The organism is Streptomyces griseoviridis (assembly GCF_005222485.1).
GTDB lineage: Bacteria > Actinomycetota > Actinomycetes > Streptomycetales > Streptomycetaceae > Streptomyces > Streptomyces hintoniae.
In genome coordinates, this window is sequence record NZ_CP029078.1 from 4,761,731 (window position 1) to 4,785,641 (window position 23,911).

30 protein-coding genes are annotated in these 23,911 nt (G+C 73.5%); 15 read left to right on the forward strand and 15 right to left on the reverse strand.

Annotated elements, in window-relative coordinates:
• Positions 1–157 precede the first annotated feature (157 nt).
• Genes thyA through DDJ31_RS20380 form a run of 3 tightly spaced genes read left to right on the forward strand, consistent with a single transcriptional unit; the run spans position 158 to position 2,108 of the window.
• Positions 158–1,105: a thymidylate synthase gene (gene thyA, locus DDJ31_RS20370; protein WP_240678135.1), complete on the forward strand. Its 948-nt coding sequence runs from the start codon at positions 158–160 to the stop codon at positions 1,103–1,105.
• Entirely contained in the window at positions 1,102–1,644 is a 543-nt protein-coding gene (locus DDJ31_RS20375) for a dihydrofolate reductase (protein ID WP_127178879.1), read from the forward strand. Before thyA ends, DDJ31_RS20375 begins: the two co-directional genes overlap by 4 nt.
• Positions 1,641–2,108 (forward strand): HIT family protein, encoded by a 468-nt coding sequence (locus DDJ31_RS20380; RefSeq protein ID WP_127178878.1) that lies wholly within the window; start codon positions 1,641–1,643, stop codon positions 2,106–2,108. The genes DDJ31_RS20375 and DDJ31_RS20380 overlap by 4 nt, the downstream gene beginning before the upstream one ends.
• Here DDJ31_RS20380 and DDJ31_RS20385 read toward each other — a convergent pair.
• From DDJ31_RS20385 to DDJ31_RS20400, 4 genes are all read right to left on the reverse strand, one after another.
• On the reverse strand, positions 2,083–3,090 hold the full coding sequence (locus DDJ31_RS20385; RefSeq protein WP_127178877.1) for a deoxycytidylate deaminase: 1,008 nt from the start codon (positions 3,088–3,090) through the stop codon (positions 2,083–2,085). The genes DDJ31_RS20380 and DDJ31_RS20385 overlap by 26 nt on opposite strands.
• Complete coding sequence (locus tag DDJ31_RS20390; protein ID WP_164784928.1) at positions 3,087–3,623, reverse strand: adenylyltransferase/cytidyltransferase family protein; 537 nt, start codon at positions 3,621–3,623, stop codon at positions 3,087–3,089. The genes DDJ31_RS20385 and DDJ31_RS20390 overlap by 4 nt, the downstream gene beginning before the upstream one ends.
• Before the next feature lie 262 nt (positions 3,624–3,885).
• A complete protein-coding gene (locus tag DDJ31_RS20395; RefSeq protein ID WP_127178875.1) occupies positions 3,886–4,635 on the reverse strand; it encodes an ABC transporter ATP-binding protein in 750 nt (249 codons plus the stop codon).
• Positions 4,632–4,874, reverse strand: coding sequence for a hypothetical protein (locus DDJ31_RS20400; protein WP_127178874.1), 243 nt, complete (start codon positions 4,872–4,874; stop codon positions 4,632–4,634). The genes DDJ31_RS20395 and DDJ31_RS20400 overlap by 4 nt, the downstream gene beginning before the upstream one ends.
• Positions 4,875–5,183: 309 nt before the next feature.
• Here DDJ31_RS20400 and DDJ31_RS20405 point away from each other — a divergent pair, with 309 nt between their 5' ends.
• The 5 genes from DDJ31_RS20405 (at position 5,184) to DDJ31_RS20425 (ending at position 10,007) form a co-directional block, all read left to right on the forward strand.
• Positions 5,184–6,053, forward strand: a complete 870-nt coding sequence (locus DDJ31_RS20405; protein WP_127178873.1) for an isocitrate lyase/PEP mutase family protein — start codon at positions 5,184–5,186, stop codon at positions 6,051–6,053.
• On the forward strand, positions 6,050–6,307 hold the full coding sequence (locus DDJ31_RS20410) for a hypothetical protein (RefSeq protein ID WP_171480862.1): 258 nt from the start codon (positions 6,050–6,052) through the stop codon (positions 6,305–6,307). Before DDJ31_RS20405 ends, DDJ31_RS20410 begins: the two co-directional genes overlap by 4 nt.
• 521 nt (positions 6,308–6,828) lie before the next feature.
• The gene (locus DDJ31_RS20415) at positions 6,829–8,142 is read left to right on the forward strand and encodes a sensor histidine kinase (protein WP_127178872.1); all 1,314 of its coding nucleotides are present in this window, start codon (positions 6,829–6,831) and stop codon (positions 8,140–8,142) included.
• Positions 8,143–8,185: 43 nt separating this feature from the next.
• Positions 8,186–8,848 (forward strand): response regulator transcription factor, encoded by a 663-nt coding sequence (locus DDJ31_RS20420; protein WP_127182687.1) that lies wholly within the window; start codon positions 8,186–8,188, stop codon positions 8,846–8,848.
• A 214-nt stretch (positions 8,849–9,062) separates the two neighbouring features.
• Entirely contained in the window at positions 9,063–10,007 is a 945-nt protein-coding gene (locus DDJ31_RS20425) for a CPBP family intramembrane glutamic endopeptidase (RefSeq protein WP_240678134.1), read from the forward strand.
• Here the strand turns inward: DDJ31_RS20425 and DDJ31_RS20430 are convergent.
• Both DDJ31_RS20430 and DDJ31_RS20435 read right to left on the reverse strand, forming a co-directional pair.
• Entirely contained in the window at positions 9,997–11,181 is a 1,185-nt protein-coding gene (locus tag DDJ31_RS20430; RefSeq protein ID WP_127178870.1) for a right-handed parallel beta-helix repeat-containing protein, read from the reverse strand. The genes DDJ31_RS20425 and DDJ31_RS20430 overlap by 11 nt on opposite strands.
• Before the next feature lie 343 nt (positions 11,182–11,524).
• The gene (locus DDJ31_RS20435; protein WP_127178869.1) at positions 11,525–12,106 is read right to left on the reverse strand and encodes a TetR/AcrR family transcriptional regulator; all 582 of its coding nucleotides are present in this window, start codon (positions 12,104–12,106) and stop codon (positions 11,525–11,527) included.
• A 242-nt stretch (positions 12,107–12,348) separates the two neighbouring features.
• Here DDJ31_RS20435 and DDJ31_RS20440 point away from each other — a divergent pair, with 242 nt between their 5' ends.
• Complete coding sequence (locus DDJ31_RS20440) at positions 12,349–13,200, forward strand: LLM class flavin-dependent oxidoreductase (protein WP_240678133.1); 852 nt, start codon at positions 12,349–12,351, stop codon at positions 13,198–13,200.
• Between the two features lie 20 nt (positions 13,201–13,220).
• On the opposite strand, the gene DDJ31_RS20445 is transcribed toward DDJ31_RS20440, so the two are convergent.
• From DDJ31_RS20445 to DDJ31_RS20485, 9 genes are all read right to left on the reverse strand, one after another.
• Entirely contained in the window at positions 13,221–13,544 is a 324-nt protein-coding gene (locus DDJ31_RS20445; RefSeq protein ID WP_127178867.1) for an SCO5918 family protein, read from the reverse strand.
• Positions 13,545–13,593: 49 nt separating this feature from the next.
• A complete protein-coding gene (locus tag DDJ31_RS20450; protein ID WP_240678132.1) occupies positions 13,594–13,899 on the reverse strand; it encodes a hypothetical protein in 306 nt (101 codons plus the stop codon).
• 82 nt (positions 13,900–13,981) lie between these two features.
• A complete protein-coding gene (locus tag DDJ31_RS20455) occupies positions 13,982–15,469 on the reverse strand; it encodes a DEAD/DEAH box helicase (RefSeq protein ID WP_431027631.1) in 1,488 nt (495 codons plus the stop codon).
• 181 nt (positions 15,470–15,650) lie between these two features.
• Positions 15,651–15,854 carry a cold-shock protein gene (locus DDJ31_RS20460; protein ID WP_127178866.1) on the reverse strand — a complete coding sequence of 68 codons (204 nt, stop codon included), beginning with the start codon at positions 15,852–15,854 and terminating at the stop codon, positions 15,651–15,653.
• Positions 15,855–16,073: 219 nt separating this feature from the next.
• The gene (locus DDJ31_RS20465; protein WP_127178865.1) at positions 16,074–16,838 is read right to left on the reverse strand and encodes a GAF domain-containing protein; all 765 of its coding nucleotides are present in this window, start codon (positions 16,836–16,838) and stop codon (positions 16,074–16,076) included.
• On the reverse strand, positions 16,835–17,584 hold the full coding sequence (locus DDJ31_RS20470; RefSeq protein ID WP_240678131.1) for an ANTAR domain-containing protein: 750 nt from the start codon (positions 17,582–17,584) through the stop codon (positions 16,835–16,837). Before DDJ31_RS20470 ends, DDJ31_RS20465 begins: the two co-directional genes overlap by 4 nt.
• Positions 17,585–17,713: 129 nt before the next feature.
• Positions 17,714–18,337, reverse strand: coding sequence for a GNAT family N-acetyltransferase (locus DDJ31_RS20475; protein WP_206280675.1), 624 nt, complete (start codon positions 18,335–18,337; stop codon positions 17,714–17,716).
• 102 nt (positions 18,338–18,439) lie between these two features.
• Entirely contained in the window at positions 18,440–19,117 is a 678-nt protein-coding gene (locus DDJ31_RS20480; RefSeq protein WP_127178864.1) for a hypothetical protein, read from the reverse strand.
• A complete protein-coding gene (locus DDJ31_RS20485; RefSeq protein WP_127178863.1) occupies positions 19,114–19,368 on the reverse strand; it encodes a hypothetical protein in 255 nt (84 codons plus the stop codon). Before DDJ31_RS20485 ends, DDJ31_RS20480 begins: the two co-directional genes overlap by 4 nt.
• A 238-nt stretch (positions 19,369–19,606) precedes the next feature.
• On the opposite strand from DDJ31_RS20485, the gene DDJ31_RS20490 reads away from it, so the two are divergent.
• The 6 genes from DDJ31_RS20490 to DDJ31_RS20515 all read left to right on the forward strand — a co-directional run bounded on the left by DDJ31_RS20490 (position 19,607) and on the right by DDJ31_RS20515 (position 23,876).
• Positions 19,607–19,924: a hypothetical protein gene (locus tag DDJ31_RS20490; protein WP_240678130.1), complete on the forward strand. Its 318-nt coding sequence runs from the start codon at positions 19,607–19,609 to the stop codon at positions 19,922–19,924.
• Between the two features lie 140 nt (positions 19,925–20,064).
• Entirely contained in the window at positions 20,065–20,460 is a 396-nt protein-coding gene (locus DDJ31_RS20495) for a DUF5994 family protein (protein ID WP_127178862.1), read from the forward strand.
• Positions 20,461–20,565: 105 nt separating this feature from the next.
• Positions 20,566–20,991 carry a GntR family transcriptional regulator gene (locus DDJ31_RS20500; RefSeq protein WP_127178861.1) on the forward strand — a complete coding sequence of 142 codons (426 nt, stop codon included), beginning with the start codon at positions 20,566–20,568 and terminating at the stop codon, positions 20,989–20,991.
• Positions 20,988–21,929, forward strand: coding sequence for an ATP-binding cassette domain-containing protein (locus tag DDJ31_RS20505; protein ID WP_127178860.1), 942 nt, complete (start codon positions 20,988–20,990; stop codon positions 21,927–21,929). Before DDJ31_RS20500 ends, DDJ31_RS20505 begins: the two co-directional genes overlap by 4 nt.
• A complete protein-coding gene (locus tag DDJ31_RS20510) occupies positions 21,926–22,882 on the forward strand; it encodes a transporter (RefSeq protein WP_127178859.1) in 957 nt (318 codons plus the stop codon). The genes DDJ31_RS20505 and DDJ31_RS20510 overlap by 4 nt, the downstream gene beginning before the upstream one ends.
• Before the next feature lie 190 nt (positions 22,883–23,072).
• Positions 23,073–23,876 (forward strand): class I SAM-dependent methyltransferase, encoded by an 804-nt coding sequence (locus DDJ31_RS20515; RefSeq protein WP_127178858.1) that lies wholly within the window; start codon positions 23,073–23,075, stop codon positions 23,874–23,876.
• Positions 23,877–23,911: the final 35 nt, after the last annotated feature.

Here is a 23,911-nt window from a genome sequence, read left to right on the forward strand (position 1 = left end):
AGAATTCCGCGCGAAAGCGAAAACCCCGGAAAGGGGGGGCGAATTCCGTGCGGATTCTCCTGTGAATTAACGGCAGGGCGGCGAGTCGAATGGGTCGGTCGGCGGTGGGTCGGTGGGGCAGCAGGTCAGAGTGGGTGTGAGGAAGCTGACTGCTAGCATGGCGGGCAGCCCTGCCGGGAGCGGCGGCGGGCCAGGAAAGGAAAACCTCGTGGAATATGCTGCGTTCGCGGACCGGACGCCGGATTCGCAATACCGTACGATCCTGGAGAACATCCTCGATCACGGAGAACCGGTGCCCACCCGACAGGGCCCGGACGCGTTGACGCTTATGCAGCAGACCATGAGCTTCGACCTCGCGAACGGATTCCCGGTCATCACCGACCGGAGCATGGCCCGATTCTGGCGCAAGCCGATCGGGGAACTCTGCGCTTTCATCAACGGCGCCACCACCCTCGACGAATTCGCCGAGTTCGGCTGCGACTGGTGGGGCCCCTGGGCGAGCGAGAGCAAGACGTCCAAGCGCGGGCTGCCGCCCGGCGACATCGGGCCGGGCTCGTACGGCGGGGCGTTCCACGACTTCCCCACGGCGGAGGGCGGCGGCTTCGACCAGTTCAGGCATCTGGTCGAGCAGATCTCCGAACTCCCCGCCGACCGCACGCACTTCGTCAGCCCGTGGATCCCGCAGTACCAGGTCCGCGGCGCGGGGAAGACCCCGAGGACGACCATCGCGCCCTGCCACGGCTGGGTGCACGTCCGGGTCATCGGCGGCCGTCTGCACCTGCACATGTTCCAGCGCTCCGGTGACGTCCCGGTCGGCGTCCCGTCGAACATGGTCCAGTACGCGGCGCTGCTGCTGATGCTGGAGCACCTCACCGGCTTCCCCGCCGCCCGCTACTACCACACGATCTCGGACGCCCACATCTACGCCGACCAGGTCGGCGGCGTGAAGCTGCTGCTCGACCGCGAGCCGCGCCGGCTGCCCACCGTCACCCTCAACGACGCCGGGCGCGCGGTCACCGACATCCACGACTTCCGCGGCGAGCACTTCGACATCGCCGACTACGAGCCCCACCCGGGCATCGGCTCCATCCCGGTGTCGACATGATCAGGTCCCTGATCGTCGCGGCGGCCGAGGACGACGTCATCGGCGTGGACGGCGACCTGCCCTGGTACATCCCGGGCGACCTGCGGTACTTCAAGGAGGTCACGCAGGGCCACGCGGTGGTCCTCGGCCGCCGTACCCACGAGTCGATCGTCGCCCGTCTGGGCCGCCCGCTGCCGCGCCGCGCCAACGTCGTCGTCAGCCGGTCCCCGGCGCCCGAGACGGCACCGGAGGCGGCACCGGCGGGCGAGGTGCACTGGCGCACGTCGGTCGAGGCCGCGTTGGAGACCGCCGTCGCGCTGGAGCGGGCGGCCGGGCTCGGCGAGGTGTTCGTGATCGGCGGGGCGTCCGTCTACCGCCAGGCCCTCGCCTCCGTCGACCGGATCTACCTGACCCGGGTGCACACCGTCGTCGCGGGCGACACCCGGATGCCCGCGGGCTGGCTCGACGGCTTCGCCCCGACGTCCCGCACGGACGTCCCGGCGCAGGGCGAGACCCCCGCCCACTCGTTCCTGGTCCTGGAGCGGGAGCGGCCGGCGTGAGCCTCTACTACTTCGGCAACTGCCGTACGGAGGAGCAGCGCGCGGAGATGGAGCGGCTCGACCGCGCCGGGGTCTGCCTGTTCTGCCCTGACGTCATCAGGGCCCACGAGAAGCAGCAGATCGTGGCGGAGACCGGCCACTGGATCGTCACGCCCAACGAATTCCCTTACGCCGGGGCCCGGTTGCATCTGCTGCTCATCCCGAAGGAGCACGTCACCGACCTGGTCGAGCTGTCGGTCCCGGCCCGCGCCGACCTCTTCGAGGCGCTGCGGTGGGTGAAGGACACGTACGGCCTCGACCACTACGGCCTCGGCGCCCGCAACGGCGACAGCCGCTTCACGGGCGGCACGATCCGCCATCTGCACCTGCATGTGCTGGTCGGTGAGGGTGACGAACAGCCGGGCGGCGCGGGGGACTTCACCCCGGTCAGGATGAAGTTCAGCTCCCGCCCGAAGGACCGCTGAGGGCGCTGCCGGCTCCGTCGGTGCCGTCGGTGCCGTCGGTTCCGTCGGGGCCGTCGGGGCCATTGGTGCCGTCGGTTCCGTCGGCGCTTCCGGGTCCTCCGCGTTCCCTTCCGGGCCCTCCGGGTTCCGGGGCGGGCTCCGGGTCCATGTCCACCCACACCAGCTCGACCCCGCCTGCCCGCAGGACGCCCTCCCCGTCGAGCATCGAGTACGGTCCGGCGAAGTAGCAGCGCAGGAAGCCGGATTCGACGACCAGCCGGGCGCAGGCCGGGCACGGGAACGTACTGACGAACAGCTCGGCGCCCGCCAACTCCAGCCCCTGGCGGGCCGCTCGGGCGATCAGGGACGCCTCGGCGTGGATGGCGGTGGACAGGTCGGGGCGCAGCCCGCGGCTGAAGTCGTTGCGGGGATCGCCGTCGACGTAGGGCGCGTACTCGGTCGGGTGGTGGTGGTTGAACGCGGTCGCCAGCACCCGTCCGTCGCGCGCGGCGACCGCGCCGACCTGCCGCCACCAGTCCGAGCTGCGCCGCGCCTCGCCCTGCGCGCGCGCCATGAGCCGGCGGTCGAGGGCCGTGCGGGAGATCCGGCCGTCGAAGCGGGCGGGCCGGGTGGCCCGGCTCCACTCGCGGTCCCACCGCAGGAACGTCGGTTCGAAGCGCACCTCGGCCCGGCCGGGGGAGCCGGGCAGCTCGACCAGCCGGTGCATGATCTCCTCGTCGGGCAGCACGACGAGGTCGGCGTCGAGGGCGGCGGGCAGCTCGCCTGGCTCCACGACCCGCACCGGCGTGCCGGGCACGACGAGACGGGCGTGCGCGGCGGCCCGCTCGGGGCTCAGGGCGCGGATCTCCTTGGCGAGCTTGGGGAAGACGGTGTGGAAGCCCGACCCGAGGACGAGGATCTCGTCGGAGTCGGCGTGCCGGGTCAGCAGGGCCTCGTACCCGGAGTGCAGGACGGGCAGGTAGAGCAGGGTGCGCTTGGTCACGGAGTGCCCTGGTCGTCGTTGAGCCCGAGCTGGATGCGGCGCAGCCGGGCCGAGGTGCTGACGGTCGCCATCCGGTCCAGGACCTCGACCCGGGTGCAGTACTTCGACTCCAGCTCGGCGATCTCCTCCGGGCTGTACGTGTCGGCGGTCGCGACCAGCACATCCGGGCGGACGGCCTCGATCAGGCTCCACCGGGGGTGATCAGGCTGCTTGAGGGTGACGAGTCCGACGCCCCGCTGGTGGGTGACCATCCGCAGCCGTTCCATCTCGGGCACGGCCGGACGGTTGGGGCCCTTGCGCTGCCTGATCTTCTCGTCGCTGTCGAGGCCGACGATCAGGAAGTCGCCGAACTTGCGGGCCGCCTCCAGATACATCGAGTGGCCCTCGTGGATGATGTCGAACGACCCGCTCGTCAGCACGACCTGCATGCCGAGGACCCGCAGCGCCTCCACGATCTCGGTGATGCGCCGGTAATCCGCGATGAACCGCAAGTCGAAGTTCGACTCGTCAGCGAAGAGCCCCTTGGCGTACATGGACCCTTCGTGGATCAAGTCATTGGCCCACCGGGCTTTTCCGAGCTTGCTGGTCATTTCCCTCTTGGCCTCGCTCCGGGTGTGGTAACGCCTCGATGGTAGCGGGGCCGCGGTGCCGCCGGGGGTGACGGCGGGGCGGCGGGGCGGGCGGCGGCGCCCGGTGACCCTGTGCGAGGAGGTCACCACTCCCGCCGCCCCGCCCCCGCCCGCCCCGCCCCCGCCCGCCCCGCCTCCCTCCGGGAGAGGGCCGGGCCGCGATCCGTCACCGGCCTCCGAGCGACGCGAGGCGCGAGGCGAGGCCCGGAGCCGTCGGGGTCTCCACCGACTCGACGACCTTGCCGCCCGCCATCACCAGCGCCCGGTGCGCGCGGGAGGCCGCCGCCGGGTCGTGGGTGACCATCACGACGGTCTGGCCGAGGTCGTCGACGAGGGTGCGCAGCAGGTCGAGGACCTGGTGGGCGCTGGACGGATCGAGCGCGCCGGTCGGCTCGTCGGCGAAGACCACCACCGGCCGTCCCGCCAACGCCCGCACCACGGCGACCCGTTGCTGTTCGGCGTCGGTGAGTTCGGCGGGCCTCGCGGCCAACCGGCCGGTGAGGCCGACGCGTTCGACGAGCGTGGCGAGCCACTCCCGGTCCGGGTCGCGGCCGGCCAGCCGCAGCGGCAGCGTGATGTTCTCCTCGGCGGAGAGGGACGGGATCAGCTCGTAGGTGCGGAACACGAACCCCACGCGCTCCCGCCGCAGTTCGCCGCGCCGGGACTCGCTCAGACCGGACATCTCCTGCCCGTCCACCCGCACACTGCCCGACGTCGGCGCGTCGAGGCCCGCCGCGCAGTGCATGAGGGTGCTGGTGCCCGACCCGGGCGGCCCGGTCACGGCCACGAACGTGCCGTGCTCCACGGTCAGCGACACATCGTCGAGGGCCCGGACACCGCCCGCGTAGACCCGGCCGACACCGGTCAGCGTGACGGCGGGCGCGCGGTGGCCGCGCCCGAGGACGGCCGTGCTCATCGGCGTCCCCCGCGGGCGCGCAGGGCGCGGACGGCCAGCGCGGTCGCGCTCAGCGCCGTCACCGCGCCGCACGCCAGGTGGGTCCAGGTGCCGGCGCCGGTGGCCGAGGCGACCGCGTTGGCGAGCCCGCTGATCACCAGCAGTGACCAGAGCAGGAAGGCCGCGAGGTCGGCGCGGCCGGACCGTTCGGCCGTTCCGGTGCGCCGGTGACTGTCGTCGTGAGGGACGGTGTTCGCCATGGGGGACCTCCTGCGGTGGCCGCTGGGTTCGTCGGACACTGACGCTACGGATCTCGGCCCCAGGTGGCCCATCCCGGCTGCTGCCGTTCCCCGGTACGGCAGGCTGTACCGCCGCCAGGCCACGGGCGCGGGGTCCTTCCGGGCGGTGCGATCGGCCGGTCGGCCTGACCCGACACGGTCCAGTGACGTTTCTTCGGTGAACCGGTTGCGCCATTGAGGTGAGTAAAGCGCGCGTAGAGGGAGGGTCACGTGATCACCTAGACATTCTCTTGTTCCGGTAAAGGAACCCCCCTTCGGAGGTATCGCTCCATGAACGCGACCCACGGCACGAAGCTGCGCGAACAGATCGCCGCGCCCGGCACGACGCCCCTCATCGGCGTCTACGACATGTACTCGGCGTCGATCGCCGCCCAGCACTACGACGGCATGTTCGTCTCCGGGTTCGGATTCGCGGCCTCGCACTACGGGCTGCCCGACATCGGGTTCATCGCCTGGCCCGACATGGTGGCCTTCGTCCAGCGGCTGCGCGGCGCCTTCCCGCACCACCACCTGCTGGTGGACATCGACGACGGCTACGTCGACCCGGAGGTCGCCTGCCACGTCGTCGAGGGCCTCGAACGGATCGGCGCCTCCGGAGTGATCCTGGAGGACCAGAAGCGGCCCCGCCGCTGCGGGCACGCCGACGGCAAGCAGGTGCTGCCCCTCGAGGAGTACCTGGAGAAGCTGGAGCAGGTCCTCGCGACCCGCCGCGACCTGGTGGTGGTGGCCCGCACCGACGCCACGGACGAGCGCGACATCCTGCACCGGGCCGAGCGGCTGGCCGCCACCGACGCCGACGTCGTGCTCGTCGACGGGGTCCGCAGCGTGGAGTGGATCCGCCGCATCCGCGAGGTCGTCGGCGGCAAGCCGCTGCTGTTCAACCAGATCGCGGGCGGCAAGTCGCCCCGGCTCTCCCTGGGCGAGCTGTCCGACCTCGGCGTGGACGTGGCGATCTACAGCACGCCCTGCCTGTTCGCCGCCCACGAGGCGATGGACTCCGCGCTCACCGGGCTGAAGGAGCGCGACGGCCGGCTGCCCGAGGTGGACGCGGCGAGCGGGGTCGGGGTGCAGGTCTCCACCCGGCTCCTTGAGCGGAACATCGCCCGCCAGCTGAGCCGGCCCGAGGGCGTGGGCGTGTGAGCCGTGTCGTGCCCCGGCTGCGGCTGGCCACGACGGTCGCGGCGGCGCTCCTCGGCGCCGCCGCGGCGCCCGCCGCCGCGAACGGCAGCCTCATCACCGTCATCGACAACTCGCAGGCCGACTCGATCCTGGAGATCGACCGCACGGCGAACGTCGAGACCGGCGGCGGCACCGCGGGCAGCGACCACGACGGCAGCGCCGTCGACGCCATCCAGGCCCTCATGGGCGACCTCGAACCGGACGGTGACGACTGACGGGACGCCGACGACCACTTCCTTCGCGAACGGCGGACAGCGGACGGCGAACGGCGGAGCCTCCCGGGCCTGCGGCGGAGCCTCCCGGGCCTGCGGCCGAGTCTCCCGGGCCTGCGGTCGAGTCTCCCGGGCCCGCGGTCGAGCCTTCCGGGCCCGCGGTCGAGTCTCCCGGGCCCGCGGTCGAGCCTCCCGGGCCTGCGGCCGAGTCTCCCGGGCCTGCGGCCGAGTCTCCCGGGCCTGCGGCCGAGTCTCCCGGGCCTGCGGTCGAGTCTCCCGGGCCTGCGGTCGAGTCTCCCGGGCCCGCGGTCGAGCCTTCCGGGCCCGCGGTCGAGCCTTCCGGGCCCGCGGTCGAGCCGTCGCCGCCCGGCCCCGCGACCGCCGCGGCCCGTACCGGCGTCCGGAACCGGGGCCCGTGCCGCGGGCGTCCCCCGCCCATGAGATCGTCCACGGCGACGGCATGGTGCCGCGGGCCTGACAGTCCCGACAGGCCGAGCGGTCACGGGACCACAGGGGAGACGACGATGGTGACGGCCCGACCGGGCACGACCGGGGCGCGCGAGACCGCGCCGACCGCCCGCCCCGACACCCCCCAGACCCCCCAGGCCGCGCTGCCGTACATCCTGGGCGCCGCCCGCGCCGCCCTCTCCGCCCTGCGGGAGCTGCTCGGCGGGCTCGCCACGGCCCTCGGCGCGCTCCTCGTCCTGGCCCTGGTCGCGGTGACCGCACTCACCGCGCCCCTCGGCGCGGGACTGCTCCTGGCCCCCCTCACCCTGCGCGCCCTGCACGCGCTGGCCCGCAGGGAACGCGCCCGCCTCACCCGGACAGGACCCGAGGTGATCCCCCCGCCCACGCCCCCGAACCGGCTCCGCGCCGCCCTCGGCGACCCCACCACCCGCCGCGAACTGCGCTGGCTGCCCAGACACGCCGCGACCGGCCTGCCGCTCGGGCTGCTCGGCCTGCTGCTGGCGATGTCCGCCGTCCGCGACACGACGTTCCCGCTGTACTGGCGGCTCGCGCCCAAGGACGCGACGGCGACGTCCGTCGGGATCGGCGTCGCGCACTCCTGGCCCGACGCGCTCGCCGTGGCGCTGCTCGGGGTGGGCGCGCTCGCCGTCCTCGTCGGGCTCGGGCCCGCCATGGCCCGGCTCCAGGCCCGCCCGGGACGCGCCCTCCTCGCGGCCGGCCCCGACCAGGACCTGTCGCTGCGGGTCGCCGAGCTGACCGCGACCCGGGCCGCCGCACTGGACGCCCACGCCACCGAACTGCGCCGTATCGAGCGGGCGTTGCACGACGGCACCCAGAACCGGCTGGTCTCCGTCACCGTCCTGCTCGGCGCGGCCCGCCGCCAGGTGGCCAGGGACCCGTCCCGCGCGGACGAGATCCTGGAGCGCGCCCAGTCCGCCGCCGAGCAGGCGCTGGCCGAGCTGCGCACCGTCGCGCGCGGCATCCTGCCGCCCGTCCTCGACGACCGCGGGCTGTCCGGCGCGCTGTCCGGCCTCGCCGCCGAGAGCCCCGTGCCGTGCCGGATCGACGTCGACGTGCCGCAGCGGTGCGCCGCCTCCGTCGAGGCCACCGCCTACTTCGTGGCCGCCGAGGCGCTCACCAACGTCGCCAGGCACAGCGGCGCCGGCCAGGTCACCGTCACCGTCCGCGGGCGCGGCGACCGGCTGCTCCTGACGGTCGCCGACGACGGCCGCGGCGGCGCCGACGAGGGCGCGGGATCGGGCCTGACCGGCATCCGCCGCCGGGTGGCGGCCCACGACGGCACCCTCCGCCTGACCAGCCCGGCCGGCGGCCCGACGACACTTGAGGTGGACCTTCCCCGTGGAGCCTGACGCACGACGCCGACAGCCGTCCCCGGCACCGGAGCCCGGTGCCCTGCGGGTCGTGATCGCCGAGGACGACCCGCTGCTGCGCGAAGGGCTCGCCCTGCTGCTGCGTGCCGAGTCCCTCGACGTGGCGGCCACCGCGGGCACCCCGCAGGAGGCCCTCGACGCCATCGACGCGCACCGCCCCGACGTCGCCATCCTCGACGTGCGGATGCCGCCGACCCACACCGACGAAGGCATCCGCGCGGCCGTGGCGGCCCGCGACCGGCACCCGGGACTCGCCGTCCTGGTGCTCTCCGCGTACGTCGAGCAGAGCTTCGCCACCCAGCTGCTCACCGGCGGCGTCGGCGGACTCGGCTATCTGCTCAAGGAACGGGTGGGCCGGGTCGAGGAGTTCCTCGACGCGCTGCACCGGGTGGCGTCGGGCGGCACCGCCATCGACCCCGAGGTGGTCGCCCAACTCTTCACCCGCACCCGCAAGGACAGCCGTCTCGAGCGCCTGAGCCCGCGTGAGCGCGAGGTGCTCGCGCTGATGGCCGAGGGGCTCGGCAACACCGCGATAGCGGGGCGGCTCGTGGTCACCGACGGTGCCGTCCACAAACACATCCGCAGCATCTTCGCGAAGCTGGACCTGTCCCCCGCCGACCAGTCGGACCGCAGGGTCGCGGCGGTCCTGCGCTACCTGGAGGACGCCCGCCGCGCGACGCCGTAGCCCCGGGGGAGGGGCAAGTGCGGTCCGCTGTGCGGGATTCGGGGGCGCGGTGCGCGAAGTGCGGTCCCTTGCCCGGGAGTCGGTGGCCGGCGTCCGTCAGGTGGCGTGAAGTACAGCCTGCTGTACCTGAGTCGGGGTGTGCGCGGCAATGACCCGGGCCTGCCGCGCTGATGTGCTGGTCGCACCCCGTCAGCCCCGTCCGGAGGAACCCGACGTGACCACGCACACCCCCGTCGACCACGACCCCCACCAGCCCCGCCCCACCGAGCAGGCCCCGGGCGGGAAGCCCCCCGGCGGCCCGGGACCGCGCCGCGTCCTCGCCCGCCACCCGGTCACCTGGTTCTTCACCCTGGCGTTCGCCCTGAGCTGGCTGGCCTGGACGCCGTACATCCTCTCCGGCAACGGCCTCGGCCTCTGGCACTTCACCTTCCCCGGCGGCGCCCTGGGCAGCCAGCTCCTCGGCGTCCTGCCCGGCGCCTACCTCGGCCCGATCGGCTCGGCCCTCCTGGTGACCTGGTGCGCCGAGGGCCGGGCGGGACTGCGTGCCTGGCGGCGCCGGATGACCAGGTTCCGGGTCGGCGCCCGCTGGTACGCGCTCGTCCTGGTCTCGGTCCCCGCCGCGCTGATCGTCTGCACGGCGGCGGTGTCGGGCCAGGACCCCGTGCTGCCGCCCGCCGCCGTCCTCCTCGCGTATCTGCCCGCCCTCGCCCTCCAGATGGTCACCACCGGCCTCGCCGAGGAGCCCGGCTGGCGGGAGTTCGCGATGCCGCGCCTCCAGGACCGGTACGGACCGCTGGGCGCCACCCTGGTCGTCGGCCCGCTGTGGGGCGCCTGGCACCTGCCGCTGTTCCTCACCGAGTGGGGCGGCGGGCCGCACGTGGACCCCGTCAAGCCGGTGGAGTTCATGGCGACCACGCTCGCCTTCAGCGCCGTGCTGACCTGGCTGTTCAACCGCTCGGGGGAGAGCATGCCGCTGGTGATGCTGGCGCACACCAGCGTGAACAACTACTTCTCGACGGCGTGGACGGACATGTTCCCTTCCGTCCCCGACGCGGTGACCGGCCACGCCTTCCTGCTCGCCTCGGTGACCGCGGCCCTGATCCTGCTGGTGGTCACGAGGGGCAGGCTCGGGCTGCGCCCGGCACCGGTCACAGGGTGACCGCGCGGCCCCCGAAGGTCACCGCGAGCTTCCCGTCGGACGCGAACGACCAGCCGAGGGCGCCCGCGTAGGTGGCGCAGCGGGCGCCGTTGGTACCGGTCCAGAACTGGTTGGTGCCGTCGGCGTCGCCCACCGTCTTGTCGTTGGAGCCGTCGACGGCGAACCGGCACGAGGTGTCGGTGCGGAACACCGAAGTCCCGCGGTCGAAGGAGAAGTTGCGCTCCGCGTTGTCGATGCCGACGTTGTCCGAGACGGTCAGCGTGCCGGGGTTGCTGTTGTAGGTGAACCCGTGGTGCCCGTTGCCGTAGGCGAGGTCGTGCCGCACGACGTGGTTGACGGCGATGTCGTCGCCGCCGAGCTTGTAGCCGTTGCGGTCGCCGTTGTCGTTGACGGTGCCGTCGCTGAGCGTGCCGTTGCTGTAGGAGAGCGAGTACTCGATGGTCACCGGGCCGATGGCACCCGTGGCGGTCTTGGTGTACAGGTCCCAGCCGTCGTCGATGTTGTGGTGGGAGACGTCGTAGCGGAACACGTTCCCGGTGCCGGTGGTCAGCTTGGCGGCGAAGCCGTCGGCGTCCTCGCCGTCGGAGTCGGCGTTGTCGTGCGACTCGGAGCTGATGACGAGGTTGTCGGAGGGCCACTGGCTGCTCGGTGTGGTGGAGGCGATCCGGCCGAGCTGGAGCCCGGTGTCGTGGTTGTACGCCGTCACGGTCCGCTCGATGACGTTGTGGCTGCCGCCGACGTAGATGCCGTTGTCGCCCGCGTGCTGCACGGTGAGGCCGTACAGGTGCCAGTACGAGGCGTAGAGCTGGATGCCGCGGTTGGTCGAACTCTCCGTCTGGGCGCCGAAGTCGAGGACCGGCTTCTCGCCCGGGTAGGCGGAGAGGGTGGTCGGGGCGGCGGAGGTGCCGTCGGTGCCGGCCGGGACCGTGATCGTCGAACCGTAGGCGTAGGTGCCGCCGCGCAGATAGATCGTGCCGCCGGACGTGACCCGGCTGATCGCCGAGGCGAGGGTGGTGGGCGCGGACTGGGTGCCCGCGGCGGCGTCGGTGCCGCCGGGTGCCACGTAGAGCACGGTCGCGGCGGCCTGCGGTGCGGCGCCCGCGCCGGTGCCCGACAGTCCGACGAGCGCGCCGGTCAGCAGTCCTGCGGACGCGAGAAAGAGCCTCAAGTGCATCGTTCGTCTCCAGAGGTGCGGGTCGGCTCGTTCGCATGGATGAACAAGCCCCAGGTGTCTGTGCGAGCGTGCGGATGCGCATGCAGTGCAGTAAGCGCTTTCGGTGCGACGCTAAAGGGGCTTGTTCGACCCGTCAACTGTCATGGACACGTTTTTAGTTCATCTATGTGATCGGATGGGCCGCTGATGATGCGGCAGCCGCCGTGCGGACCGGCCCTGTCGGCCGGCCGGCCAGCCGGTCGCCCCCGTCGGCCCGTCAGCCCGTCAGTCAGCCGGTCAGCCCTCGGCCCTTCAGCCCTCGGCCCTTCAGCCCTCGGCCCTTCAGCCCTCAGTCCGTCCGCCCTCAGCCCGTCCGCCGCAGCCCCGCCACCAGGACCCCCACCAGCCGCCGGGCGTCGTAGTCGACGCTCCTCTCCGCGCCGATGCAGAGGTTCCCGACCCCGCGCATGAGTTCGAGGGCGCTCAGCGGGGTGCTGATCTCGCCCGCCGCCTTCGCCGCGTCGAGGAGCTGGGTGCAGACCGGCACCAGGCGGTCGATGAAGTACGCGTGCAGGTTCTCGAACCCCGCGTTGTCCGACTGGAGCACGCCCGCGAGGCCGTGCTTGGTGACCAGGAAGTCCACGAACAGGTCGATCCAGCGCCCCAGGGCCGCGTACGGGCTCGGGCAGCTCGCCAGCAGTGCGGGGCCCGCGTCCGCGCACGCCTCCACCTGGTGCCGGTAGACGGCGATGATCAGGTCGGCGCGGGTCGGGAAGTGGCGGTAGATCGTAGCCGTCCCGACGCCCGCCTCGGCCGCGATGTCCCGCACCGGGGCCTCCACGCCGGACGCGACGAAGACCGTGGCGGCGGCGTCCAGGAGGGCGCCCTCGTTGCGCCGGGCGTCCGCCCGCCGGGGTCGCCGCGCGCTCTGGTCGCCGTCGCTCATCGCCGTGTTCCTCCGGTCTCGGCTTGCCAAGCGGAACAACGTTCCGTACGGTCAAACGGGACGGGGTTCCGTTTGACGATGATGCCAGAGCGGCGCACCGCCCGCCAAGCCACCCCCTCCGCCACCGCCCCGGCGGCGACGGCGGCACCGAAAGGACCACCGCGATGCCCCCCACCCCAGAACCGGCCACCCGAGCCGACTCGCCAGTCCGGCGCGGGAGTTCACGCCCGAGCTTCGGCATCATGACCGCCCCGATGAACGTCGGCTACGACGACGTCCTGCGGGTCTGGCAGGAGGCGGACGCGATCCCGGAGATCGAGCACGCCTGGCTCTTCGACCACCTCATGCCGATCGCCGGCGACCCGGACGGACCCGCCTTCGAGGGCTGGACCCTGCTCTCCGCGCTCGCCGCGCAGACCCGGCGGCTGCGGCTCGGCCTGCTGGTGACCAGCAACCGGTTCCGGCCGCCCGCGATGCTGGCGAAGATCGCCACGACCGTCGACGTCGTCTCCGGCGGCCGGCTCGACTTCGGTATCGGCGTCGGCTCCCGGCCGCACCCGCCGGCCGCCCGGCGCGAGTACGCGGCGCACGGCCTGCCCTTCCAGGACACCGCCGACGCCGTGGCGAGCCTCGCCGAGGCGTGCACGGTGATCCGGAGGCTGTGGACCGAACCGGAGCCCTTCGACCACGACGGCACGTACACCAAGCTGACCGGGGCGTTCGGCAACCCCAAGCCCCTCCAGCGGCCGCATCCGCCGCTGCTGATCGGCGGGCGCTCGGCGGCGACCCTGCGGGTGGCCGCCGAACACGCCGACCTGTGGAACATCCCGGGCGGCGACCTCGAGGACGCGATCGGCCGCAGCGCCCTGCTCGACCGGTACTGCGCACAGATCGGCCGCGACCCCGCGTCGATCGTCCGCTCGATGCACCTGGGGATCTCCTACGAGGATCCCGCCGGTGCCCGTGCGGCGATCGCGGCGGCGACCGCGGCCGGTTTCAGCCATATCGTCCTGGGCCTGCCCGCCCCGTACCCGGCGGGCGTCGCCCGCTGGGCCGCGGACGAACTGATCGGCGCCGCGCGCCCGGGGCGCTGAACGCCCGGGTCACCGACGGGTCAGTTGTCCCAGATGATGGCGCCCTGGTGCTGCTCCGCGGACGGCTGCGAGGGGCTCGGGAACAGCGGGTCGGGGGCGGGTTCGGGCGCGGGCCGGCTGTGGCAGGTGAAGCCCAGCCGCTCCATGGCCCTGATGACCTCACCGCTGTTGAAGTCGCGGCGGTCCTGGCGGGTGATGACCTCGCCGACCTGCATCACGGGGTAGCGGCGACGGCCGATGGTCACCGAGAACCCGGTGATCAGCTCGGGAGTGACGCCGGACATCGCGGCCAGCACCCCCTCCTTGGTCAGTTCGAACGGATACCGGGCGATGACACAGCGCATGATGCCTCACAGGGGAGAGGGGACGGATCCGAACCCCGGCGGGAACGGATCAACCGGAAACGGCGGCGACGGCGGTGCCGGGCGCCGGGAACGGGACGTCGAGGACGTCCCGCAGCCGGTCCCGGTCCGGGTGGCCGGAGTTGCCACGGTGGACGGCGAGTCCGGCCCGGGTGACCGAGCCCGTCCGCTCGTCGTCCCCGTCGCACAGGAGCGGCTGCTCCACGCGGGCCCCGGCCGTCACGGACAGGGCCACCTCGACAGTCGTGTCGTCACACACCCGCGGCGCGGACGCGTCCCGGCGGTCGCCGCCGGTCGCGGGGCCGGCCGGGTGGCGTCGTATCTGAACCGGGGTCACGGCTACCTCCTGCGGGGTGTGCGAACGGTCTGCTCGTGCCGGTTCCGGGCGGGCCACCGGGTCGCGGCGGCCCGCCGTCAGGTCACGCGGCGCGGCGCTTCGCGGCGGCGGGCCTGCCCTGGCCGCCACCGGCACCGCCGCCACGGCCGCCGCGGCGTCCCCTGGACGAACCGGAGCCGCCGCCCGGGGCGCGGCGCGGCCGCTCGGCGGCCGGGGAGGAGATGACGACCGGGACGCCGGAGGGCGCCTGCGCGCCGGTGATGCGGCTCAGCTCCTCCTCGCCCGAGCGGACCGCGGTGATCGTCGGGATGATGCCGGCCGACTCCATGAGCCGGCTGACCGCGCGCCGCTGGCCGGGCGTCACCAGGGTGACGACGCTGCCCGACTCACCCGCGCGGGCGGTACGGCCGCCGCGGTGCAGGTAGTCCTTGTGGTCGCTGGGCGGGTCGACGTTGACGACCAGGTCGAGGTTGTCGACGTGGATGCCGCGGGCGGCGACGTTGGTGGCGACCAGGACGGTGACATGGCCGTCCTTGAACTGCGCCAGCGTCCGGGTGCGCTGCGGCTGGGACCTGCCGCCGTGCAGGGCGGCGGCGCGGACGCCGTTGCCGAGCAGGTGCTTGGTCAGCTTGTCCACCGCGTGCTTGGTGTCGAGGAACATGATCACGCGGCCGTCGCGGGCGGCGATCTCCGTCGTCGTCCGGTACTTGTCCGTGTCGTGGACGTGCAGCACGTGGTGCTCCATCGTCGTGACGGCGCTGGCCGACGGGTCGACGGAGTGCACCACCGGGTCGCTGAGGTAGCGGCGGACCAGCAGGTCGACGTTGCGGTCGAGGGTGGCCGAGAACAGCATCCGCTGCCCGCCCGGACGCACCTGGTCGAGGAGCGCGGTGACCTGCGGCATGAAGCCCATGTCGGTCATCTGGTCGGCCTCGTCGAGGACGGTGATCTCGACGGTGTCCAGTCGGCAGTCGCCCCGGTCCACGAGGTCCTTGAGGCGTCCGGGCGTCGCGACGACGACCTCGACACCGGCGCGCAGCGCGCTGGTCTGCCGGCCGATCGACATGCCGCCGACGACGGTGGCGAGCCGCAGCCGCACGGCGCGCGCGTACGGCGTGAGCGCGTCGGTGACCTGCTGGGCCAGCTCACGGGTGGGGACCAGGACGAGGGCCAGGGGCTGTCCCGGCTCGGCGCGGCGGCCGGAGATGCGGGCCAGCGTGGCGAGGCCGAACGCGAGGGTCTTGCCGGAGCCGGTGCGGCCGCGGCCGAGCACGTCACGGCCTGCCAGGGAGTTCGGCAGGGTGGCGGCCTGGATCGGGAACGGGTCGGTGACGCCCTGCTGGCCGAGCGCGGTCAGCAGCGGCGTGGGCATCCCGAGGTCGGCGAACGCCTCGACCGCGGGGAGCGCGGGAGTGATCGTCTTCGGCAGGGCGAACTCGCCCTGCGGCGCGGACGGCCTAGAGCCGCCGCCGCCGCGCGAGGAGCGCCGGGGCGCCGGGGGACGGCCCATCGTGGAGCCGGAGCGGCGGTCGTGCTGGCGGGCGGGGCGGGGCGTGCGTGCGCGGTTCAAGCGGCACCTTCCTTGATGCTGGCGCGTATCAAGGAATTTCCGCAGCAAAATGAACGACGCAGAGAATCGCGAGAACGGGCCGAGTTCGATGGGGGCGGAAAAACGCCCCGAAAATTCCACGAGCTGGGGCCCGCACCCCTAGGTGCGGGCCCCAGCTGCGAAGTATGCGTCAGAGCCGAGATCAGGCGGGAACGATGTTCTCAGCCGTCGGGCCCTTCTGGCCCTGGCCGATGTCGAACGTCACCTTCTGGCCCTCCTGGAGCTCGCGGAAGCCCTGGGTGGCGATGTTCGAGTAGTGGGCGAAGACGTCGGGGCCGCCGCCGTCCTGCTCGATGAAGCCGAAGCCCTTTTCCGCGTTGAACCACTTCACAGTGCCGTTAGCCATGTTTTTTCCCCTTCGAGGACGGAGCTCGGAGAACGCCCTGTGCGGACTCCGCGTCGCCGCGATGATCAGCCCGTCGGAAAAAAAACCTTTTGGCAACCACAACTGCAACCTGCTTCGACAGTAGCACGCCGTGGTGGGCGACGCCCGGTGAAAAAGATCAGGTCACCCCTGCGGGTACGGGAATATCCGGCGTCCCGGCATGTCGACTTTTGGCCCGGGTCAGTCGCGGGGCTCCCGCGCCGCCGGGCGTGGCCCCGGGATCGTGGCGGTGTCGAAGGAGCCGTCGATGATGCGGCTCGCGAAGTCCGCGAGCCGCAGGTGGTGGGCGCGGGCGTAGGCGCGGAAGGCGGCGAACGCCTCGTCCACCCCGCTGTTCCAGCGCTCCGCCAGGATGCCCTTGACCTGCTCGATGCGGACGCGGCTGGCGAGCGCGTGCTCGACCTGGCTCTTGTCGACGTAGGCCTGTTCCAGGGTGCGCTGCTGGAGAATCGTGATCGTCGCCACGTCGGCGAGTGCCTGGGCGAGGGCGATGTCGTCGTCGCCGAGCGGGACGGGCCCCGTCTGGAACAGGTTGAGGGCGCCGACGACCCGGTGGCGCAGCCGCAGCGGCACGGCGTGCGTGGTCAGGTAGCCGGTGGCGCGGGCCCGGGGGGCGAAGCTCGGCCAGGCGGCGGCCGCCTCGGGCCCGGTCAGGTCGATGTTGGAGCGGGCGGCGCCCGAGCGGTAGCACTCGACGCACGGGCCCTGGTCGTGCTGGAGCGCGAACAGCTCCAGGAGGTGGGTGTGCTCGTCGGAGGCGGCGATGGTCTGCAACTCGCCGTGCGCGTCGGCGAGCATGATGCCCGCGGCGGCGACGTCGAGGAGTTCCACGCACCGGGCGGACAGCCGTTGCAGCAGGTCGATGACGTCGAAGTCGTCGATGAGGGAGTCAGCCACCTCAACGAAGACTTCCGCGAGGCGTCGTTCGCGGGCCATGACGATCATCCCTTTCCACGGTCGGGCGAGTTCGGCCCGGTTCCATCGTCGTCGAAACGGAGGGTGCGGGTCACCACCTCGGCGGCCACCTCTCCGATGTCCAGTCCGCTGCCGTAGGCGTGGGCGCGCAGCCGCAGCAGCGCTTCCGCCAGCGGTACGCCGAGCTGGACGCTGATCATTCCGGTCGCCTGGTGCACGGCCGCCCGGTTCAGTCCGACGGGCCCCGGCAGGGCGCCCGGGGTGCTGGGGGCCCCGGTGAGGCCGCCGTTGAGGACGGCGCAGGTGAGGGCAGCCGCCAGGGCCTGCGCGTCGTCGAACTGCTGGTCGGAGAAGTGGCGCTTCTCGTCGCACAGGACGGTGAGCACCCCGAGCCGGATGGCGCCCACCCCGAGCGGGAAGCAGCACACGCCGTGCACGCCCAGCTCTCGCGCCCCGGGCAGCAGCGCGGGCCACCTCTCGGGCCGCACCCGGTCGAGGTCGGGCTCGACGACGGGCACCCCGGCCCGCAGCGCGTCGGGCCCCGGGCCCTCGCCCACGGTGAACTGGAGGTTCTCGAAGCGTTCGCTCGCCGCGGGGTGGGACCAGAGGAGTTCGGCGACGCGGTCCTCGCCGACGAGTACCGACACCGCGACACCCGCCGCGCCCAGGGCCCGCGCGCACGCGGCGGCCGGCGCGTCGCCGCCGCCGTCTTCGAGGCGCAGCGAGCGCAGCAGGTCGGCCATGCCGTCGCTGATCACCTGGCTCCGTTCCGCCACGATCGAGAAGCTCTGGGTGCCGTACCCACGATCACCCGCGAACCCTACGCGCCCTCCGGGTACCCGCCCCGTCGTCCGTGAGACCGCGCGGGGCCCGACGGTGGTCTCACCGCGGGCCCGACGGTGGTCTCACCGCGGCGGCCTGCGGACCCACACCTCGCGCCCGGAGCCGGGACCCGCGGCCCCGCCGGTGCCGACGTCCGTGCCATAGTGCGCGCCGATGTCGGCCGCGCCGGGGGCCGGGCGCGGCGGCAGCTCGCCGAGTTTCGACCACCCCCAGGAGTGCAGGGTCTCGGCCGCCGCGTTCACCCGGACCGGTGCGTCGGGCCGGTCGACGGCCGCGACCACCAGGTCGGTCCTGAGGCGGGCCAGCAGCAGTTCGGTCATCCGGGTCGCGACGCCGGTGCGCCGGTGCGCGGGCCGCACCATCAGCTCGGCCAGCAGGAACGCCCGCCCGGACGCGGTGAGTTCCTCGATCTCCGACGGCAGCCCGCCGCGCAGCCCCGACCACCAGTCGTCGCCGCGTTCGAGCCGGAATCCGTAGGCGGCGCCGACCAGGCTGCCGCCGTCGGCGACCACCATGTCGAAGCCGGTGCGCTGCACCTGCCGTTCGAAGCGGTCGAGGAAGCCCCGCCGGTCCCGGTGGTCGTCGCCCGTGGCGCCCTGGTAGGCCGCCATGTGGACGTCGGCGACGGCGTCCCTCTGCTGCTCGGCCTGCCAGCGGGACAGTCTGCGCAAGTACGCCTCAGCCATAGCCCTGTGAACCTCCCCCGACGGCGGGGCGAACACCCCGGAACCGGCATGGTGCCAGGTGGAACGGGTGCGGTAAACCGCGCGAAGCGGCGCACGCGCCGTTCAGGCGCCCCCGTCGGCGGGCGCGGTGCCGTGGGGCGGCGGATCGGGGGAGGCGGCCGGGGCCCGCGGGTCCCGCGCCAGCACCAGCGCGCGCCGCACGACGGGCCCGGGGTACCGGACGACGTCCCCGATGTCCTGCCAGCCCCAGGACCTGAAGGCTGAGCGGACGGCCCGGTCGGCTGGGTCGACGAGGGTGAGCCCGAGGGCGGCGCCGTGCACGGCGAGCAGCCGGTCCTGGAGGCGCTGGGCGACGGCGCGGCTCTGGCCGCGCGGGTCGGCCACGACCTGGGTGACGGCGAGGACCAGGCCCCCGGTGGTGAGCCGCGCCGCGTCGTGCCGTCTGCCCGGGTCGACGCCGCGCCACCACAGGTCGCCGCGGCCCACGGGGACGCCGAAGGCGCAGCCGACCACGGTCGTCGTCTCGGCGACGAGCAGGGCGAAGCCGGGCCGTCTGATGTCGTCGTCGAGCCGGTCGAGGAAGTGCTGCCGGTCGTGGCAGCCACCGCCGGCCGCCGGGGCGGACACCTTGGGCTGGACGGCTTGGACGGCCGGGTCGGCGAGGTCGGCGAGGTCGTCGCGGAGGTCCTGGGTCTGCCAGCGGCTGAGCCTGCGCACCCGTATGCCGTCCCGGTGGGCCGCCGCCCGCGGGCCGCCCGCGGCGGGTAGCGGCTCGGTCACGGCCGCGGGGGTGTGGCGCGGTCGTCGGGGCGGCCGGTGGCCCTGGAGCGGCGCAGCCTGCGCAGCCCGTGCAGGAAGCCGGCGGAGCGGTGCGCGACGACCCGCCCGGACTCCTGGGCGTTGAGCCGGTGGATCACGTAGACGCCCACGGTGACGAGCACCAGGAACGCCGCGACGGTGTAGTAGGGGGCCATGGCGCTGACCTGTCTCCCGGCGGGGCGCGCGGGCGCGGTCCGGGGTACGTCGCTCACCGAGGACGACCCGGCACGGCAGCCGGTGTCGAAGTGCCCTCGGTGCTGTCCACGGTACTCCCGGCGGCGCGCCGGGACCGGGGGCACGAAGCCCGTGGGGGCCCGTGGGACAAGGGGTGCGGGGGCGGCCGGGAGTAGGGTGGGGGTGTCGAGGGCACCTCGTACACCGGCTGCCGTGCCGGTCTCGTCCTCGACGCGCACCGATACGGGCCGTTCGGTCCGGGGCAGGTTCGGTCCTATGACGTTCGAGACCATCGAGCCCCCGGAGTCTGACAAGGCGCGGGTCGAGCCGGGCGAGCCGGACGGCCTCGGCCGGGTCGAGGTGCGGATCGTCTCCGCCGACGCGGAGGCCGCGAGGAACGTCGCGGACGCGCTGCGGCTGCTGTTCGCCGGCGGTGAGCAGCGCAGTTATCCCGCGGGCCCCTCGGGTCACGGCACCCGGCTCCACCTCACGCTCGACGCCGCACAGGCCGCGCGGGCGGCGGGTCCGCTCCGCTCGTGGCTCGACAGCAGCAGGCCGACGACGGACCGCACCCACGCGGACGAGACGGCCTGAGCCGCACGGCGCTCCCGCCGGTCCCTTCCGTCCCGCGGTCTCTTCCGTCGCACTACGGCCGCCGTCCCGTCCGCGGGTTCCCGCGCGGGCGGGACGGCGGCCGTACCCGCAGCGCACCCGCCCACCACCCAGGAGTCGTCATGACGCTTGCCCCGCCGCCGTCAGGACCGGTCCCGACCGGGGTCAGACTGCGGCTCGCCGCGCAGCCCCCGCACGGTCGGCAGGCCCGCCGCATCGACGGCGCCTGGTGGCCGCGCTCGCACGATCTGATGGCCGAACTGACCGCCCTGCTGGGCGGGTTGCCGCGCGACTGGGGCCACATCAGCAGCGTCGTCGTGAACGGCGGGGGCTGGTCCGACTCCCCCGGCCGGATGTTCGTCGCCGGTCAGGTGGTGCGCCTGCGCCGGACGGAGTCGCCGCGGGCCGCCGACTCGGTCTGCCTCCTCGCCCCCGGCCTCGGCCGCTGGGACCTGCTGGTGGTGTCCCCCGACGCGGGCGCCGCGGAGGCCGGGGAGCTGATGGCCGCCGGGGTCTGAGCCGGGGCGAGGCGGCCTGCGGCCCGCTGCGGGGAGCGTTGTTGACATTCTTCCCTGCCCTCCACCATGCTTGTGCTAATTCATTAATACAAGCATGGTGGAACCGTGGAAGGTGACGTGGTCGCGTACCGGATCGACCGGGGCAGTGGCGTACCCGCCTACGTGCAGATCGTCGAGCAGACCGAACGGGCGCTGCGGATGGGCACGTTGAAGGTCGGGGACAAGCTGCCCACGGCCAGGGAAGTGGTGGCGGCCACCGCCATCAACCCCAACACCGTGCTCCGCGCCTACCGCGACATGGAGCAGGCCGGACTGGTCGAACTCCGGCGCGGGCTCGGGACCTTCGTGACCAGGTCGCTCGCGCGGCCGGGCGCGGAGGACGACTCCCCGCTGCGCGCGGAGCTGACCGACTGGACGGCACGCGCGCGGACGGCGGGACTCGAACGGGCCGACATCCTCGCGCTCGTCACCGCCGTCCTCGACGCCCAGGACAACGAAGAAACACAGCACAGCACAGAGGAGGACGCATGACCGGGCCTGACGCGCCGGCCGCGTTGCGCGCCACCGGACTCGGATTCCGGTACCGCACCCGGGGCGCCCCGCCCCTGCGGGACTGCGGGTTCACCGTGCCCGCGGGACACATCACCGCACTCGTGGGCCGCAACGGCGCGGGCAAGAGCACCCTGCTGCACCTCGCGGGCGGCCTGCTGCGCCCCCGCACCGGGGAGATACGCGTCCTGGGCGACCTCCCCGGATCGCCCAGGGCACGCGCCCGGGTCGCGCTGCTCACCCAGGACAAGCCGCTCTACCCCCGCTTCACCGTCGCGGACACCCTCCGCATGGGCGCGAAGCTCAACCCGGCCTGGGACCAGCCGGCCGCCGCCCGGATCGTCGAGGAGGGCGACATCGCGCCGGACGCCCGGGTCGGCGAGCTGTCGCCCGGCCTGCGCACCCGCGTCGCCCTCGCCCTCGCCCTCGGCAAGCGCCCCGAACTGCTGCTGCTCGACGAGCCGTTGGCCGACCTCGACCCGGTCGCGCGCGGCGACCTGATGGCCACCCTCATGGCCGAGGCCGCCGAGCACGGCACCAGCATCGTGCTCTCCTCGCACGTCCTGCCCGAACTGGAGCAGACCTGCGACTGGGTGCTGCTGCTGCGCGACGGCCGGATCGCACTGAGCGAGGACGCCGACGCGCTGCGCGACAGCCATGTCGTCGTCACCGGCCATCTCGACCAGGCCGACTCGCTCGACGGACCACCGGGACCCGAGGGGGCCGCCCGGCGGCACACCGTCGTCCACCGGCGGGTCAGCGGCCGGCAGCTCACCGCCCTGGTGCGGCGGCGCGGTTTGCTGCGCGGGGAGTGGCACGTCGAGCCCGCCAAGCTGGAGGACATCCTCGTCGGACACCTCCAGGCCGACGCCACCGCCGGGCCCACGACGGCCGGCGCCCGTGCGGAGGCCGCCGCGTGAAGGGCTCCCTCTGGCTCGCCTGGCGCCAGCAGCGGCTGGCCGCCGCGTCGGCCGCCGCCGTCCTCGCCGTCGTCGCCGGGCTCGCCGTGTACTTCCGCTCGGCCATGGTCGACGACCTGGCCACCGGCAGGTTCGACGCGTGCGACCCAGGACCGCTGTACTGCTCGCAGCCGGGCACCGGCCTGCCGATGCTGCTCGACGTCCAGCCGCTCCAGTACCTCGGCTGGCTGAACATCGTCCTGCCCGTGCTGATCGGCGTCTTCTGGGGCGCCCCGCTCCTCGGCCGCGACCGCGAACTCGGCACCCACCGCATGGTCCTCGCCCAGGGCGTCAGCCGCGGCCAGTGGTTCGTGGCCAGGTTCGGCCTCGCCGCCGTCACCACGGTCGCCCTCTCCGGGCTGCTCGCCTGGTTGTTCGCCTGGTGGCGGCACCCGGCCGCCGACCGCAGCTACGGCCTGTTCTGGTACGAGAGCCCGGCCCTCAGCGGATCGGGACCCCGGGTCGTCGCCGCCGCCCTGTTCGGGCTCGCCGCCGGCACCCTGCTGGGGCTCCTGGCCCGCCGGGTGCTCGCCGCGATGGGCCTGACCCTGCTGGTCACCGGCGCGCTGACGCTCGCCGTCGAGTGGGCGCACCGGGCGCGGTGGCTGGTCCCGCCGCACACCTACGTCAGCGCGGGCAGCGTCCCCAAGGCGCCCATGGGCGAGAAGTGGTCGACCGGCGACTACGGCCTGATCACCGCGTCCGGCCACCACGACACCGTGCTGACCTGCCCGTTCCCCTCCGGCGCCGAACTCCGCGGGTGCATGGCCCAGCACGGCTACGTCTCCCGCTTCTACCGCGCCAACCCGGCCGGCGACTACTGGAACTTCCAGTGGACCGACACCGCCGTCCTCGGCGGCCTCGCCGTCCTGCTCACCGTCGTCACGGTGCTGCTGCTGCGCCGCCGCGTCTGACCCGTCCGGCACCGGCACAGCACACCTCAGCACCGCACGGCGGTCACCACCCGGGCCCTCGGCCCACCCCCGGCCGGCCCACGCGCCGGTCCCGACCCCGGTCCCGTCCCGGGCATCCCCATGCCCGGGACGAGACCCTCGCCGATTCCCTCGATTCCCTCGATTCCCTGAGCACGGAGGTCACTTCGTCATGCCCGCAGACGCCGGATCGCCCGAGAAGCTGCGCAACAACCGCGCCGCCCTCACCCACAAGATCGGCTACGCGCTGAGCCACCCCGGCCGCGTCACCCCCTACCTCCGCCGGGCGGGACGGGACGCCTGGCTGCGGCTCAAGCACCCCGACCACGTCGGCTACTACCGCGCCGTGATGGCCTCGGACACCCGCCGCGACCCCGAGGCCGCCGTCGGCAGCCGCACCCACGACCGCTGGCTCGCCCTCGGGCAGATGCAGTTCGACTACCTCGTCGAGCACGGGCTGCGCCCCGAGCACCGGATGCTCGACATCGGCTGCGGCAACCTGCGCGGCGGCTGGCGCTTCATCAGCCACCTCGACGCCGGCAACTACTACGGCATCGACATCTCGCCAGACATCCTGATGGCCGCCAAGAAGACCCTCAGCGAGCGCGAACTCCAGGACAAACTGCCGCACTTGACCATCACGGGCGACCTCACCCTGGAGTTCCTGCCGAGCGACCACTTCGACGTCGTCCACGCCCACAGCGTCTTCTCCCACTCGCCCCTGCACGTCATCGACGAGTGCCTCGCGCACGTCGGACGGGTGCTGACCGACACCGGGTTCTTCGACTTCACCTTCGACCGCACCGAGGGCACCGAACACCAGGTGCTGCGCGAGGACTTCTACTACCGCACCGAGACCCTCCTCGCCGTCGCGCGCGCCCACGGGCTGCACGCCGCGTTCATGGCGGACTGGGAGGAGCGCCCGCACGGCCAGTCGAAGATACGGGTCAGCCGCTCACCCCTGCCGGCCGGCTGAGCCGTGGCCGCCACCGCCGTCGCGCGGGCCCGGGT